Below are 16,020 nucleotides of genomic sequence, written 5' to 3'. Positions count from 1 at the left end.
TCGATAGCTCAGTCGGTAGAGCAGAGGATTGAAAATCCTCGTGTCCGTGGTTCGATTCCGCGTCGAGGCACCATTTATTGAAAAGCCTTGCTTATGCAAGGTTTTTTTATTTTAAGTGCTTTATAAAAGTTCTCAATCTTTAAAATTGAACGTGCCTTAGCACACAGTTTTGTGTGCCGACTTAGCTCAGCTGGTAGAGCAACTGACTTGTAATCAGTAGGTCAACCGTTCGACTCGGTTAGTCGGCACCATTTATTTAGGTAACTTAAAGCAACTGACTTGTAATCAGTAGTCTGTATAAGTTACCCGCTCGACTCGGTTAGTCGGCACCATTTATTTAGGTAACTTAAAGCAACTGACTTGTAATCAGTAGTCTGTATAAGTTACCCGCTCGACTTTGTTAGTCGGCACCATTTATTTTAGGTAACTTGAAGCAACTGACTTGTAATCAGTAGTCTGTATAAGTTATCCGCTCGACTTTGTTAGTCGGCACCATTTATTCAAAAGCCTCGCTTATAGCGGGGCTTTTTTGTTTTTGTATAGTTAATCTCTTAAACACACTACAAAAAGTTAATTTTAGTATTAAAAATTGCTGATCATTTACTCATTTTTACCGTATAACTGGCTATTATGTTAATTCATCGCTAGCTATGTAATGTTATGTAAAGTAAGTTGAGCAAAATTTGCCAAAGTGCTTGAATTACGTTCATAAATAGCAGTAATTTAGGTTTAATTATGATCTGGCAATGCAAGCCAACCCTACTGGCAATTAGTGTGATGCTGCTCAGCGGCTGTGCGAGTGATTTAAACTCGTCTCAGCGCATGCAAGTCCCTAATAATATGCCTCAGCAATGGCAGCAAGAAGCATCAAGCTCAGTATTAAAAGTACAAGAGCAATGGCTTACACAATTACAAAATCCTACGCTTAATAAATTTGTACAACAAGCACTTAAAAATAACCAACAGCTTTTGCAAACGAGTTATGATGTTGAAATTCAAAAGCAGCAACTTATAGTCTCGGGCGCTGCACTTTGGCCAAGCCTCGATTTATCAACACGTACAAGCCGTAGTAAAGACAACCGCCCTGTAAGTTACGACAACGCAAGCTCAGCTAGTTTAAATTTAACTTACGAGGTTGATTTATGGGGTAAGCTCTCTGACGCCAAGCGCGAAGCTAATCTTAACTATTTAGCTCAGCAGGCACGGTTTGAGCAAGCTAAACAGCAACTTGTTGCTGATGTGGTAACAGGTTGGTTTGATGTGGTTACGGCGCAGCAATTACTGGATTTATTTAAGCGTCGCGAAGCCAACTCACAACAAAATCTCGATATTATTGAAGCTGGCTATCGCCAAGGCATAAACGAAGCGCTCGATGTGTATTTAGCGCGTAATGAGCTTAATAATGAACGCTCTCGCATTGCCACTCAAACAGCGAGTTTATCGGCATCAGCACGTGTACTTGAGCGTTTACTTGGTGAATACCCAAAAGGCGCTATTACTGCTAGTAGTGACTTACCTGTTATTAATACCGATATTCCTCTAGGATTACCTTCTGAGCTTATAACGCGAAAACCTACTCTACGTGCAAGTTGGTATGAGCTTTTAGCAGCCGACGCATCATTGGCATATGCGCACAAACAACGCTTTCCAAGTTTAGATTTAACAGCTTCATTAAGTGATAGTACAGACAGAGTAAGCGACTTGTTTTCTCCATCAAGCCTTGCATGGTCTTTGTTAGGTAGTATTTCAGCGCCACTTTTTGAAGGTGGGCGCTTAAAAGCCAACGAAGAAATAGCGCGTCTTAATACTCAAAAGCAAGAGCAGCTTTATTTACAAACGCTTTATGACGCGTTTGGCGATGTTGAAAATGCAATTTCGCAGCAGCAGTCCCTCAAAGCTCAATATACAAGCACGTTAGAGGCACAAGAAAACGCACTTGCTGCAGAGCAATTGTCGTTTGAGCAGTATCAAAGTGGCTTGGTAACTTACACGACAGTGCTTGATGCCCAAGATCGCTCTTTCGATGCGCAAAGCTCCTTAATCGATATTAAAAATCAATTAATAGCCAATAGAATTAACCTACACATTGCCCTTGGTGGTGATTTTGCAAAGCCCTCAAGTGAACTAAAGAGCAATAACGATGAAAACTAAAACAGCAAAAATTATTATTCCAGCGGTGGTTATTGTTGCCACAATTTTAATTGTTATGTTTATTAAGGGGAATCCACCAGAGGCTAAACGCTTTGGGACACCTCCGAAGGCATCAATAAGTGTGGCTGCGCTTGAGCTAAAACCACAAAATTATCAAGTTATGATAGACAGCTACGGTACGGTAAAACCACGTACACAAAGTTTGTTAGTGGCTCAGGCATCTGGGCAAATAATTGAAGTAAGTGATGACTTTAGAGAAGGCGGTTTTTTTGAAAAAGGCGATGTACTTTTAAAACTAGACGACAGAGATCATCAGGCTGAAGTTAAATCTGCTCAAGCCAATTTATTAACAGCAGAGCAAGGTTTGCTAGAAGAGAAGGCGCGTGGGCAACAAGCTATTACCGATTGGAAACGCCTTGGCGGCTCAAATCAAGCAAGCAGTTTAGTACTACGTGAGCCACAACTAGCAGCCGCTGAAGCTGAGGTTTTGTCGGCGCAGGCAGCACTTGAAAAAGCGATGCTTGATTTAGAGCGCACTAAAGTAACGGCGCCATATGCGGGGCGTATACTTAGCCGCAGTGTTGATTTAGGGCAAGTTGTTACTAACAACACACAGTTAGCTACCATTTACGCAATCGATAGCGTTGAGATTCGCTTACCAATTAAAAATAAAGATCTCCCATTTGTAAATTTACCAGAGCAGTATCGCGATGGTGCTAAAAACCAAGCGGGTTCAATTGTTAAATTTACTTCTGACTTAGTAGGTGAGCAAACGTGGCAAGGGCAATTAGCACGCACAGAAGGTGCTATAGATGAAGGCGCACAGCAGCTTTATGTAGTTGCTAAAATTAATGACCCGTATAAAGCAACAGCAAATAACCAGTACCCAATAAAAATTGGGCAGTATATAAAAGCGCAAATTACCGGCAGAACAGTATCTAACGCACTTATAATTCCTAACAGTACAATTTATCAAGGAACGTACGTTTACATTGTTGAAGGTGGCGTACTTAAGCGCAAAGACATCACACTAGCTTGGCAAAATGCGACTCAGGCGATGATAAAAACCGGTTTAAACGCAAATGATAAGCTTGTTATTACTCCACTTGGCCAAGTAAGTTCAGGAACTCAAGTAAGTATTTTAGGTGAACAAAGCGCAGATCAACCTAAAAGCCGTGGAGTGAATGGGCAAGGTAAAGGAAAGCGTCCGACTCCAGAGCAGCTTGAACAAAAAGCAAAAGAGCTTGGTATTAGTGTTGAAGAGTTAAAAAAACGCCGTCCAGCAAAGCAAGGAGATAAGCCATGATAGCTTGGTTTGCCAAAAACCATGTTGCTGCTAATTTATTGCTAGTAACGTTGCTGCTGTCGGGGCTTTTTAGTTTATCGACTAAAATACCGCTTGAAGTATTCCCTTCATTCGAAACCGACATGATAAGCGTGAACGTAAGTTTGCGTGGATCAACACCAGAGGATGTAGAGCAAGGCGTAACAATTCGTATAGAAGAAGCCGTACAAGATTTAGAAGGTATTAAGCAAATATTTAGCCGCTCTTCTGAAGGCTCAGGCTCTGTAACAATTGAAGTTGAAACGGGCTACGACCCGCGTGAGCTTTTAGCTGATATTAAAAGTCGTGTAGATGCAATTAACACCTTTCCAGCCGATGCTGAAAAGCCAATAGTCGCGCTTGCGGAGCGAATTCGCGAAGTTATCGCGGTTACCGTATCAAGTGATTACGGCGAAAAAGAAACCCGTGAATACGCAGAAACAGTACGCGATCAAATTCTACGTTTACCAAATGTGACGCAGGTAGAGCTAAGTGGTGTTCGTGATTACGAAATTGCCATTGAAGTAAGCCAAGACGTTCTTCGTCAATACGATTTAAGCCTTGCACAAATATCGAGTGCCATTGCTAATTCAAGCTCTGATATTTCTGCTGGTAACTTAAAAACTGAAGGTGGGGACGTACTTATAAGCTCTAAAGGGCAAGCATATCGTAAAGATGAATTTGCCAATATTGTTGTTAAAAACCAAGCTGACGGCACGATTATTCGTTTAGGCGATATTGCAATAATTAAAGACGATTTTGAAGAAACCCCAGTACGTACTCGCTTTAATGGTAAGCAGGCTGCATTTATCGACGTATATCGAATTGGTCCACAAAGTGCGATTACTGTTGCTGACGAAGTTAAAAATTACATAAAAGAGCAACAAAGCTCCCTTCCACAAGGGTTTGAACTAAGTTACTGGGATGATGATTCGGAGCTGGTTAAAAGTCGAATTGCCACACTAACGACCAATGCCCTACAAGGCGGTATTTTAGTACTTGCTTTACTTACTTTGTTTTTACGCCCTGCAATTGCATTTTGGGTATTTATTGGTATTCCGGTTTCGTTTATGGGGGCGTTTATAGCGATGCCTATTTTTGGCGTAACCCTTAATATTATGAGCTTATTTGGCTTTATATTAGTACTTGGGATTGTTGTTGATGACGCCATAGTTACTGGCGAAAATGTCTATACCCATTTAAAAACAGCTAAGTCGGGGGAGCAGGCCGCAATTTTAGGTACTCAAGAAGTCGCAACACCAGTAACATTTGGTGTATTAACTACCGTTGCCGCCTTTTTACCTTTGGCCTTTATTGAAGGGGCGCGCGGTGCTTTGTTTGCACAAATACCGGTAGTGGTTATTCCGGTATTATTGTTTTCATTGATTGAATCTAAATTTGTACTACCAGCACATTTAAAATATATAAAACTACGCCACGAAAAAGGCGAACCTTCAAAGTTTGATGTTATTCAACAGCGTTTTGCAGATGGATTTGAAAACGCGATTTTAAAATACTATCAACCCACTTTAAATTTAGCACTGCGCCATAAATTGGCTTCGGTAAGTTTGTTTGTTGGTGTGTTTATAATAATTTTAACCATGATCACTAGCGGTTGGACTAAGTTTGTATTTTTCCCGCGTATACCAAGCGAAACAGTCCGCGTTAACTTAACACTACCAACAGGTACGCCGTTTGAAGTCACTAATAAATACGTAATTGATATGTCGCAAAAGGCGCAGCAATTACAAGAAAAATACCGCGACCCAGATACTGGCGAAAGCGTTATTTTAAATATATTAGCCACAACAGGCGGGCGTGGTGGTGTATCTAATTCAGGCTCTGTACGCTTTGAAATAACACCGGCTGAAAAGCGTGAATCAGACATAGGATCACGAGAACTTGCCAGCGAATGGCGCGATTTAATTGGTGTCATACCAGGCGCCGAAAGTTTAACGTTTAGAGCCGAAATTGGCCGAAGTTCAGACCCCATTGATGTTCAGCTTAGCGGCACTTCGTTGACTATTTTACAAGACGTGGCTGATCACATTAAAACCCGTTTATCGACCTATCCAACGGTATTTGATATTGCCGATAGTATGTCCGACGGTAAAGAAGAGTTACAAATAGAGCTTACGCAACAAGGTTTAGCGCTGGGCTTAAATAGAGTCAATGTAGCAGGACAAGTACGTAACTCGTTTTTTGGCTCGCAAGCACAACGTATTCAGCGAGGCAGGGATGACGTACGTGTAATGGTACGCTTACCTATAGATGAGCGCCGCTCTGTAGCCGATTTACAAAATATACTTATAAATACGCCTGATGGAGGCTCAGTGCCTTTATCGCACGTGGCAACACTTACTGCTGGGCAAAGTCCATCAACTATTAATCGAATAGACCGTTACCGCACATTAAACGTAACAGCCGATATCGAAAAAAATAATACCAACATGACCATACTGCAGGCTGACCTAACGGAGTATTTAGATGGGTTAATGCAGCAATATCCTGGAGTAGATTACAAACTAGAAGGTGAGGCTAAAGAGCAGCGAGAGTCGTTTGGGTCATTGGCTTGGGCACTTGTGTTTGTATTTTTCATAATTTATGCGCTATTAGCGATACCGCTTAAGTCTTACTTACAGCCAATTATAGTAATGAGTGTAATTCCATTTGGCATGATAGGTGCTGTAGTCGGGCATTGGATTATGGGCATGGATTTAACCATTATGAGCTTGCTTGGTATGCTCGCCCTAACTGGGGTGGTAGTAAATGACTCCCTGGTACTAGTTGATTTTATCAATAAAAAGCGCAGTGAAGGCGGCAAATTACTAGATGCAGTTAAACTTGCCGGTGCATCGCGTTTTCGCCCTGTAATGCTAACAAGTTTAACGACCTTTATTGGCTTAATGCCGTTATTATTTGAAAAAGCAACTCAGGCGCAGTTTTTAATACCCATGGCGGTAAGTCTAGGGTTTGGGATTATTTTTGCGACCTTTATTACTTTATTGTTAGTGCCAATAAACTACATGATGATGGAGCGCTTTCAAGGTTGGTTTAAGTAAATAAGCGTAAGCATTTAAAATTTAGCTGTAAGTAAGAAATTGCTTGCAGCTTTTTTTTTGCCAAAAATTATAAAAATAATGTACGAAGGTATAACAAAAAAATGAATAAGTAATAAGAGGGAGTATAAAAATAAGAAGGTGTTCCCCAAGATACGGTACCCGGTTTCAGTCCTGAAACCAGAAGGTTTCAGGGCGGAAATCTGCGGTTTACCGTAGGCTTCTCGGTACATGCCGAGCTTGCACAATAGTAGACGAACAGAAATCCTGGTATAAAATTTATCGGCTCAGGGACTTAACCAAGCTCCGGTACCCCAGGGAACAATTTAAGTATATAAGACATAATCCAATCCTTAAACCCTAAACGTAAAAAATTAAACCGTTCGCTTAGTTTTCCCGCACCTTTAACTCGCCATTTACTTTATCGCATGGTTTTTGAGCTTGATCATACAATTAATTGGAGTTGCTTTTTATCGAGTGGTAGCATTGCCTTAACTTGCAAAGCGAAGATTCGATTATGAACGATTTACCCGATTACGAAAAAGCTCAACTGCTTTTAGAAAAAAACGAAATATTTGTATCACCTGCCGAAGCGCATGGTGTAATTAGTGGTTTACTAGCGTGTGGTTTAACCATTGACGACAAAGAATACTTAGGCCTTTTGAGCGATGTGTTTAACGATGGTGAATCATTTAGTAACGATTTAAAGCAGTTTTTTGGCACTATTTATAAGCAAGTAGTTGCGAGCTTTAATGATGACGAATTTCAGTTTGATTTATTTTTACCAAACGATGACGAAACACTCATCGATCAGGCTAATGGCCTCGTATCATGGGTAGCAGGCTTTATGCTTGGTTTTGGCTTAAAGCAAAAAGATTACGGTAAGTTATCAAGCGATGTTAAAGAGGTTATTACTGACTTTAGCGAAATCACTCGCCTAGATACCACTTTTGAAGAAACCGAAGAAGACAGCCAAGCGCTGCACGAAGTGATTGAATATGTGCGCGTATCAGCACTACTTTGTTTTGCAGAGCTTGGTAAAGAGCAAAACACGCAAAGTACTAAAAAAACACTTCATTAGTTTAAAAAGTTAAACGGGTTGGTTAATAATGGTTGAAGTACAAAAGTCAGAATTTAAAGCACGCCGTGAGCGTTTACTTGCGCAAATGGATAAAAATAGCGTTGCTATTATTCCCGCTGCGAGCGAAGTGACGCGTAGCCGCGATACCGAATATGCATTTAGACAAGATAGCGACTTTTTCTATTTAACAGGCTTTAACGAACCCGACGCTGTACTTGTACTATGTAACAACAGCGATGCACCCAGTACTTTATTTTGCCTAGATAAAGACAAGCTTGCAGAAATTTGGCATGGCCGCAGAGTTGGCTTTGATAAAGCTAAAAGTGACTACTTGTTTGATGAAGCTTACCCACTAAGTGAATTAAACGATAAGCTACTCGATATACTAAATGAAAAAGATGCGATTTATTTTGCACAAGGTGCTTATCCTTCATTTGATACCAAAGTGTTTACGTTACTAGGTACACTTAGAAGTGGTGCGCGAAAAGGCCTCAAAGCACCGAGTACTTTAAAAGAAATACGCGGCCTTATTCATGAAATGCGTTTGTTTAAATCGCCAAGCGAAGTAAATGTTATGCGTGAAGGCTGTGAAATTAGCGCGCGAGGGCACATGCGCGCTATGCGTTTTTCACATGCCGGAGCTACTGAATTTCAGCTAGAGGCAGAGCTGCATCATCATTATGCCATGAATGGTGCGCCGCACCCTGCATACGGCACAATTGTTGGCAGTGGCGATAACGCCAATATTTTACATTACACGCAAAATAGCGACGTATTAAAAAATGGCGACCTGGTACTTATAGACTCCGGTTGTGAACTACAAGGTTACGCCGCCGATATTACACGTACCTTCCCTGTAAATGGACAATTTAGCGAAGAGCAAGCCGCGCTTTACAATATTGTACTTAAAGCGCAAGAAGTTGCCTTTGATGAAGTAAAACCAGGTGGTTACATGTCGCATGCTAATAAACTAGCAATGGAAGTAATGACTCAAGGTTTACTTGATTTAGGTATTTTAACCGGCGACTTTGACGAGCTAATGGCAAAAGGTGCATGTAAAGAATATTACATGCACGGGCTTGGGCATTGGCTTGGTTTAGATGTACATGATGTTGGCGATTACAAAGTAAATAACGTTGAGCGTGCATTTGAGCCCGGTATGGTACTCACCATAGAGCCTGGGCTTTATATCAGCGAAGACTCAAGCGCACCGCAAAAATACAAAGGCATTGGTATTCGTATCGAAGATAACTTGCTAGTTACCGAAACAGGCCATGAAAACTTGACCCTAAGCGTGCCTAAAAAAATTAGCGATATAGAAGCACTTATGCAAAGTGCTAAAAACGTATAAAGCTCGGAGAGTAAAGTGGCTAAGCAGTTTGATGTAGTTGTTATTGGCGGTGGTTTAGCGGGAGCAAGCTGCGCGTTAAGTGTGGCTAAAACTAATCCGGCGTTAAATATTGCCGTTGTAGAAGCTAATCAAGTTACCGGCGACTACCACCCAAGCTTTGACGACAGAAGCATTGCACTTGCTCAGCAATCGGTAGAGTATTTACAAAGCCTCAATTTATTTGAACAAAATGCCCCTTACACCGTCGCAATCAAAAAAGTGAGCGTGTCTGATAGAGGGCACTTTGGCAAAGCGCACATTAATTGCGACGAATTTGCTAAGCCTTCACTTGGTTACGTAGTAGAAGTTAACCCTTTTGGCCGAGCGCTCCACCTGCGTTTAACGCAATCAAATATTACGCTTTTGTGCCCCGATAGCGTAATTGCCATTGAGCAAACTCTGCATAGCAATACACTTACCCTGCAAAGCGGCGAGCAATTAAGCGCAGCGCTATTGGTTATTGCTGATGGTGCACAATCACCCACACGTAATTTACTTGGGCTTGGTTTTAATACCCAGCCTTATGAACAAGGCGCAATTATTGCTAATGTAGAAGTGGCTGGTGGGCATAATAATCATGCCTTTGAGCGTTTTACACAAAGCGGGCCTATGGCGTTATTACCCATGAGCAATAACCGTTATTCGTTGGTGTGGTGTATGAGCCAAGATCAGGTTGAACAGCACATGGCACTTAATGAACAAGACTTTATAAGTGCCCTACAAAGTGCGTTTGGTTATCGCGGTGGGCAATTTACTAAAGTAGGCATGCGCACGAGTTACCCGCTCGTTTACGGGCAAGTCGAGTCTTTGACTGCGCACCGTACAGTGGTTATTGGTAATGCCGCACATGCTATTCATCCTATTGCAGGACAAGGTTTTAATTTAGGCCTTCGCGACGTGCAAGTACTTAGTAATTTAATAGCAAACAGCCAACACGGTTTAGGCAGCTATGCGTTTACACGTGAATATTCAAAAAAGCGCAGTGATGATATAAAAACCGTAATGAGCTTAACCGATGCACTTGTTAGGCTTTTTTCAAACTCATCGCGAGTGCTCGCATTGGGGCGCAGTATTGGGTTGTTTTCGATGGATTTATTTCCCGCATTAAAAGCGCCATTAGCCAAACAGTTAATGGGGCAAGTTAAACAAGGTAGGCGTTTATGAAGCAAGCACAGGTTTGTATTGTAGGTGGTGGCTGCGTAGGGCTAACACTAGCACTTGGATTGGCAAAAGCCGATATAAGCGTCGTTGTACTCGACGGCGCACCAACACAAGTGTTGCCAACTGACGAATATGGTTTGCGCGTAAGTGCGCTAAGCATTGCAAGTCAAACCTTGCTTGAGCAATTAAATGTATGGCCAGAAATTATCGCACAGCGAGCGTGCGCTTATACGCATATGGACGTACGTGATGCCGACAGTTTTGGCAAAATAGCGTTTAATAATGAACAACTTGAGCTTGAGCATTTAGGCCACATTGTTGAAAACGACATTATCCGCTACGCGCTTATAAAAGAGCTAGAGCAACAACCAAGCGCTACGCTAATGTTTGATACGCAGTATCAGCAAATACACCAAAGTGAGTCCGACGTATTTATAACGCTTAAAAGCGGCGAGCCAATTATTGCAAAACTGCTGGTGGCCGCTGATGGGGCAAACTCAGCTATACGTAAACAATTTAATATGGCGCTTAGCTTTAAAGATTACGATCACCATGCGCTAGTCGCAACCGTAAAAACCAAAGAGCCGCACGAAAACACCGCACGCCAAGTGTTTTTACCAACCGGGCCGCTGGCATTTTTACCACTGAGCGATGCAAATACGCATTCAATAGTATGGTCTACCAGCCCAAACCACTGCGATGAGCTGCTTGCAATGGACGACAGTGCCTTTAATAAAGCTGTTATGGCTGCAATAGATGGCCAATGCGGGCTATGTGAAGTGCAAAGTGCGCGCGCAGCTTTCCCACTTAAAATGCGCTACGCTCAGCAATGGGTTTCAGGCAAAGTGGTACTCATTGGCGACGCTGCACATACAATCCATCCACTTGCAGGGCTTGGTATGAACCTAGGCCTAAAAGACGCCGCTTATTTAATTGAGCTTTTAACAAGTAATAATAAAGAATTTGCAAGCACTCGTACACTGCGCGATTACGAACGTACCCGTAAGCTCGATGCGCAAAAGCACATAGCCATGATGCAAGGGCTAAAAGAGTTATTTGAAGGTGCAAACCCGGTTAAAAAACTTATTCGCGGAGTAGGGCTGTCACTCGTTGATAATTTAGGCCCAATAAAACACCTGTTCGCCAAAGAAGCGATAGGAAAGTGATGTAGGTTGAATGAAACAAAACCCCACGAGAAAAGCGGTTAGTTATTCGCTTTTAATAAAAAACCGATGTTTAATTTAAGCATCGGTTTTGTTTTATGGTGGTTTTAAATATATTAAAAGCTGCGCTTTTTACGCGAGCAAGCTCAGCGTCTACATGCAAAGTTTAACACTGAGCTTAATTTTACCTGTAGACGTTTAGCTTGCTGACGCGACGAGCGTAGCTCGTAATTACTATCGTTAGCTAAAAAGTGCTTTGCGTTAAATCAGTTACAAATTCTTTTGTGCTTCATTCACCATATCTTTGAGTGCATCAACTAACATCGGATCTCGCGAGTTTTGCTTAGCAAGTTCTAATGCGTATTTCATACTAGTGACGGCCTCTTTGAACTGCTTATTTGCAGTATAGCCTTGCGATAAACGCATGTGAGAATAGGCAGTATTTGGGTAATGGGTAGTAAAGTGTTTAAGCGTGGTAATAGCTTTAGCTGTGTTACCAAATTTTTGCTGGCTATGAGCAAATTCTACGTATACATCTTGTGGAATTTTAAGCTCAAACCCATATTTATCACTCAGTGCTTGGTAGTAACCTGTAATAAGCGATACATCAGCAAATCTTCCGTGCTCGTCAGTAACGCTAAAAATTAGGTCGCCAAATAAGTGAATTAGGCTATCGCTAAGGGCTGGTAGTATGGTGCCCATATGACTAAAAGTAGGGTAATGCTTATATTCCCATTTTAGCTGTGTTGGCATTTGTTGTTCTAAATTTACCAAAGTATTTAATACACCTGTATAAAAGCGTGACCCTTCACTTGCTACACTAATAAATAACGATTGACCGCCTTTAGGATTTTTAGTGTATTTTATAATATTATTTTTTAATTCTTCATCACTCCACCAACTGTTTGGGCTTATAGCTATATAGTTATTAAATAACTCAGGCTGATTAACTAAAGTATAAAGCGCTAAAGTACCTGCATTAGAGTGGCCAATTAAGGTGTTGTAGCCGTTAGTTGAGTAGTTAGAATTTATGTATGGCATAAGTTCGTCAGAAACAAACTTTAAAAACTCGTCAGTTTGCCCAGCTTCAGGCCATTTGTTTTTAACAAAAGTTTGAAACTCTGTTTTAGGTTCACCTTCTACTTTTGGTAAATAATCGCGAACACGGTTAGTTGTATCAATACCAACGAGCATTGCGTTAGGTATCTGCTCGTAATCAACTAAGGATTTTATAACCCCAGACGCCGTATGAAAGTGCTCAACACCATCAAGTAAATAAATAACATAAAGCGGTTGGTCATCTTTTACAGTGTCAGGTATGAAAATTTTAATGGGTCTGTCTTCGTTAAGTATTTTTGATTGCAGAATGACTTTTTTACCAACGGTTATGTCAGTTGTATTGGTTTTTGCGTGGCTTAAAAATGGTGTACTAAAAGTAAGTATTAATACAAGCGATAGTAAGAGCTTCATAAATATCCTTATTTAATAATGTATTGCTTAATAATTGCACGGCTTTAAGTTTGAGTAAATACTTATATTTTGAGGCAGGTGTTAGACTTAAGTAATTCAAAGCTGCGCTTTTTACGCGCGCAAGCTTGGCGTATATGATAAATATTAAACTGCGAGTTTAGCTTTTCCTTTAGGCCTACGGCTTGCTAACGGGATGAGCGAAGCTCGCAATAATTGCCTTTAAACTCTTATCTATAAAAGCTTAAAAAACCTGCTTGCTTAATTATCCGTCTAAGCGTAAAATGCGCGCTCATTTCGGCTTTTAAACTATTAATTCCTTGCCTTAAACCGACCGGCCGAAACGGTAGAAGGCTCTATTAACCGTAAGGAATATCCATGCGTCATTACGAAATCGTATTCATGGTTCACCCTGATCAGAGTGAGCAAGTAACTGGTATGATCGAACGTTATACTGGTTCTATCACTGAAGCTGGTGGTACTATCCACCGTCTTGAAGACTGGGGCCGCCGTCAACTGGCTTACCCAATCAACAAGCTTCATAAAGCTCATTATGTTCTTATGAACGTTGAAGCACCTACTGAAGTAATCAGCGAGCTAGAAACTACTTTCCGCTACAACGATGCAGTGCTTCGTAACTTAGTTATGCGTACTAAAAATGCTGTAACTGAAGCGTCTCCTCTTGCAAGAGAAGAGAAGAAAGAAGCACCAGCTGCTTAATTGTTTTGAGTCCTAGCATGGCATGTAGTCAGCAGTTATTATAATGGTTAGCCCATATATGAATCAGCTGGTTATATCTGGGGTAGTTTGTAAAACTCCCAAGTTTAGCCAAAGCCCTGCTGGCATCCCGCATTGTATTTTTGTTGTAGAACATAAATCAATGCAAACCGAAGCAGACCTTAACCGTAATAGTTATGTGAGGCTTCAGGTAGTTGCCAGTGGAAAGCAAATGCAACAACAGACTCAACATTTGCACGTTGGGCAGGCATTGCAAGTGAGTGGTTTTTTAAATCGCCACGAAGGTCGTAACGGCCTTAGCCAATTGGTTTTGCATGCTCAGCATATAGAAAGAATTATTTGAGGAATTAATCTCATGGCACGTTATTTCAGACGTCGTAAGTTCTGCCGCTTTAAAGCGGAAGGCGTACAACAAATCGATTACAAAGATCTAGCTACTCTTAGAAACTATGTTACAGAAAGTGGCAAAATCGTACCTAGCCGTATCACAGGTACTAGCGCTAAATACCAGCGCCAGCTAGCAACTGCTATTAAGCGTGCTCGCTACTTAGCCCTTCTTCCATACACTGACTTACATAAGTAAGCAGCGGATTAACAGTTTTTAAAAGGTGTAGAAACATGCAAGTTATTCTACTAGATAAGATCGCTAACCTAGGTAGCCTAGGTGAACAGGTTGTAGTTAAATCTGGTTTCGCACGTAACTTCCTTTTCCCGCAAGGTAAGGCAGTTCCTGCGACTAAAGCTAACATTGAAACGTTTGACGCTCGTCGTGCAGAACTTGAAGCGAAAATCGCTGAACAGTTAGTTGCTGCACAAGCACGCGCTGAAAAACTAGAAGCATTAGCAGAAGTTACATTAGTATCTAAAGCTGGTGACGAAGGTAAGTTATTCGGTTCAATCGGTACTCGTGACATCGCTGACGCTATCTCAGCTGTTGGTGTTGAAGTTGCTAAGTCAGAAGTTCGTTTGCCTCTAGGTACTATCCGTGAGACTGGTGAATTTGACGTATCAATTTCAGTTCACTCAGACGTAACGGCTACTATCAAAGTAATCGTAATCGCTGAAGCTTAATTTTTAATTAAGCTAAAAAAGCCGTGCTATTAGCACGGCTTTTTTGTGCCTATAATTTGGCTAACTTCATTAGTTGAGGGCACAGTTTAATAATACCAATCCGCAATAATACTTAATCATTTTGCGGGGCTAAACGTGTCGCTACCTGTGTTAAAAAATTCTCATTTAGAACAACTAAATAGCGAATTTTTTGTCTAGCTATCAACACGTTTTTCCATCCTCAAAATAGATCACTTAATTAAGCGAATTGGTATAAAGCCTCGTATAAGCCCCTTTTTTATTCAATTATTTTTCCATTCCTTTTAAACCTTTTCGAACTGTCATTACGTCTAACTTATCAATACACTTAAATAGCAACTCAACGATAATAATTAAAAGGCGGCATCACGGATGTTACACGTTAAACCCGAACCAGCGCCTTTGTGCGAAGCTGCACTCATTGAGCGAGTTAAATCGGGTGATCAAGGCGCATACACAACGCTTTATGAGTTACATATAAAACGAGTATACGGTTTATGTTTACGCTTATTAGCAGACCAAGCACACGCCGAAGACGCCGCCCAAGAGGTATTTGTACAGGTATGGCATAAAATAGCATTGTTTGATGGGCGTTCGCAGTTTTCTACTTGGCTATATAGTGTTGCCAGTAATGTAGCGATAAGTTACCTGCGCAAGCAAAAAAACTGGTTACAAAAAGTAGTAAGTATTGAACACAGCGGTATGGATGAGCAATCAGCTAACGACTGCAAAGGCTTAAATGGCCTCGATAAGTTAATAGTAAGGCTTCCTGAGCGCGCACGTATGGTATTTGTATTATTTGCTATTGAAGGTTACAGGCACGAGGAAATCGCGGAGCAATTAGGTATGGCTGTTGGTTCAAGTAAGTCACAATATCATCGTGCTAGGCAGTTATTACAAGAGTGGTATGAAAATGAGTAAACCAAACTTTAACGACTACTTAAACAAGTCATTAAACACGCTTGATAAAGAAATTACGCCACAAAAAGATTTATGGGCGGGGATTGAGCGAGCAATTGTTAATAATAAGCAGAACCCAAATAGCACTATTATTTGGCCAAAACTAACGGCAATAGCAGCGTGTACTGTGGCTGCTTTAATTGCTGTTAATATATTTGTTATAGCACCTGAACCACAGCCCGTAGTGGCTATAAGTGATTACTTTTCGGCTCAAAAAAATAGTTTGTTAGTTGAATACGAAAATAAAGAAGCATTAACCACTAACTGGCAAACGCAACTACAAGAACTTGAAGAAGCTGAGCAAGCAATAAAGCAAGCTCTTGAAAACGAACCACAAAACCAAGCGCTACTGACAATGTTAGCGCAAATATATCAACAACAACTTGATTTAATTAACAAGGTGCACGCGCCACGTTGGCAGCACATTTAGGAGTACG

Annotated in this window: 14 protein-coding genes, 1 tRNA gene and 1 other RNA gene; 14 read left to right on the top strand and 2 right to left on the bottom strand. The window is 41.1% G+C overall.

Annotated features, from left to right (window positions below):
• Positions 1-175: 175 nt before the first annotated feature.
• The 4 genes from I6E69_RS13000 (at position 176) to I6E69_RS12985 (ending at position 6,537) form a co-directional block, all read left to right on the top strand.
• Positions 176-251 (top strand) — tRNA-Thr (locus I6E69_RS13000).
• Between the two features lie 484 nt (positions 252-735).
• Positions 736-2,151 carry a TolC family protein gene (locus I6E69_RS12995; RefSeq protein WP_182752163.1) on the top strand — a complete coding sequence of 472 codons (1,416 nt, stop codon included), beginning with the start codon at positions 736-738 and terminating at the stop codon, positions 2,149-2,151.
• Positions 2,141-3,457, top strand: coding sequence for an efflux RND transporter periplasmic adaptor subunit (locus I6E69_RS12990; protein WP_182692799.1), 1,317 nt, complete (start codon positions 2,141-2,143; stop codon positions 3,455-3,457). The genes I6E69_RS12995 and I6E69_RS12990 overlap by 11 nt, the downstream gene beginning before the upstream one ends.
• Complete coding sequence (locus I6E69_RS12985; protein WP_197121401.1) at positions 3,454-6,537, top strand: efflux RND transporter permease subunit; 3,084 nt, start codon at positions 3,454-3,456, stop codon at positions 6,535-6,537. Before I6E69_RS12990 ends, I6E69_RS12985 begins: the two co-directional genes overlap by 4 nt.
• Before the next feature lie 138 nt (positions 6,538-6,675).
• Here I6E69_RS12985 and ssrS read toward each other — a convergent pair.
• Positions 6,676-6,858, bottom strand: a non-coding RNA gene (gene ssrS / locus I6E69_RS12980) — 6S RNA.
• Positions 6,859-7,051: 193 nt separating this feature from the next.
• Between ssrS and I6E69_RS12975 the strand changes: the two genes are divergently transcribed.
• From I6E69_RS12975 to I6E69_RS12960, 4 genes are read left to right on the top strand one after another with little or no spacing between them, the layout of a single operon-like run.
• The gene (locus I6E69_RS12975; RefSeq protein ID WP_002962745.1) at positions 7,052-7,615 is read left to right on the top strand and encodes a UPF0149 family protein; all 564 of its coding nucleotides are present in this window, start codon (positions 7,052-7,054) and stop codon (positions 7,613-7,615) included.
• Between the two features lie 28 nt (positions 7,616-7,643).
• Complete coding sequence (pepP, locus tag I6E69_RS12970) at positions 7,644-8,966, top strand: Xaa-Pro aminopeptidase (RefSeq protein ID WP_182671528.1); 1,323 nt, start codon at positions 7,644-7,646, stop codon at positions 8,964-8,966.
• A gap of 15 nt (positions 8,967-8,981) precedes the next feature.
• Positions 8,982-10,169 (top strand): 2-octaprenyl-6-methoxyphenyl hydroxylase, encoded by a 1,188-nt coding sequence (gene ubiH / locus I6E69_RS12965; RefSeq protein ID WP_197121400.1) that lies wholly within the window; start codon positions 8,982-8,984, stop codon positions 10,167-10,169.
• Entirely contained in the window at positions 10,166-11,332 is a 1,167-nt protein-coding gene (locus tag I6E69_RS12960; protein WP_197121399.1) for an FAD-dependent monooxygenase, read from the top strand. Before ubiH ends, I6E69_RS12960 begins: the two co-directional genes overlap by 4 nt.
• Before the next feature lie 267 nt (positions 11,333-11,599).
• Here I6E69_RS12960 and I6E69_RS12955 read toward each other — a convergent pair whose 3' ends face one another.
• The gene (locus tag I6E69_RS12955) at positions 11,600-12,799 is read right to left on the bottom strand and encodes an alpha/beta hydrolase-fold protein (protein ID WP_197121398.1); all 1,200 of its coding nucleotides are present in this window, start codon (positions 12,797-12,799) and stop codon (positions 11,600-11,602) included.
• Positions 12,800-13,174: 375 nt separating this feature from the next.
• On the opposite strand from I6E69_RS12955, the gene rpsF reads away from it, so the two are divergent.
• From rpsF to I6E69_RS12925, 6 genes are all read left to right on the top strand, one after another.
• Positions 13,175-13,516, top strand: a complete 342-nt coding sequence (gene rpsF / locus I6E69_RS12950) for a 30S ribosomal protein S6 (RefSeq protein ID WP_002962750.1) — start codon at positions 13,175-13,177, stop codon at positions 13,514-13,516.
• A gap of 43 nt (positions 13,517-13,559) precedes the next feature.
• Positions 13,560-13,877 (top strand): primosomal replication protein N, encoded by a 318-nt coding sequence (gene priB, locus I6E69_RS12945; RefSeq protein ID WP_004588456.1) that lies wholly within the window; start codon positions 13,560-13,562, stop codon positions 13,875-13,877.
• A gap of 12 nt (positions 13,878-13,889) precedes the next feature.
• Complete coding sequence (gene rpsR, locus I6E69_RS12940) at positions 13,890-14,117, top strand: 30S ribosomal protein S18 (protein ID WP_002962753.1); 228 nt, start codon at positions 13,890-13,892, stop codon at positions 14,115-14,117.
• 35 nt (positions 14,118-14,152) lie between these two features.
• Complete coding sequence (gene rplI, locus I6E69_RS12935) at positions 14,153-14,605, top strand: 50S ribosomal protein L9 (protein ID WP_002962755.1); 453 nt, start codon at positions 14,153-14,155, stop codon at positions 14,603-14,605.
• A gap of 390 nt (positions 14,606-14,995) precedes the next feature.
• Complete coding sequence (locus I6E69_RS12930; protein WP_039490247.1) at positions 14,996-15,544, top strand: RNA polymerase sigma factor; 549 nt, start codon at positions 14,996-14,998, stop codon at positions 15,542-15,544.
• Positions 15,531-16,013: a hypothetical protein gene (locus tag I6E69_RS12925; protein ID WP_024596807.1), complete on the top strand. Its 483-nt coding sequence runs from the start codon at positions 15,531-15,533 to the stop codon at positions 16,011-16,013. The genes I6E69_RS12930 and I6E69_RS12925 overlap by 14 nt, the downstream gene beginning before the upstream one ends.
• Positions 16,014-16,020: the final 7 nt, after the last annotated feature.

The organism is Pseudoalteromonas sp. NZS100 (assembly GCF_015864815.1).
GTDB lineage: Bacteria > Pseudomonadota > Gammaproteobacteria > Enterobacterales > Alteromonadaceae > Pseudoalteromonas > Pseudoalteromonas distincta.
Note: the sequence above shows the minus strand (reverse complement) of the source record. Positions and strands in the feature narration are given on the sequence as shown.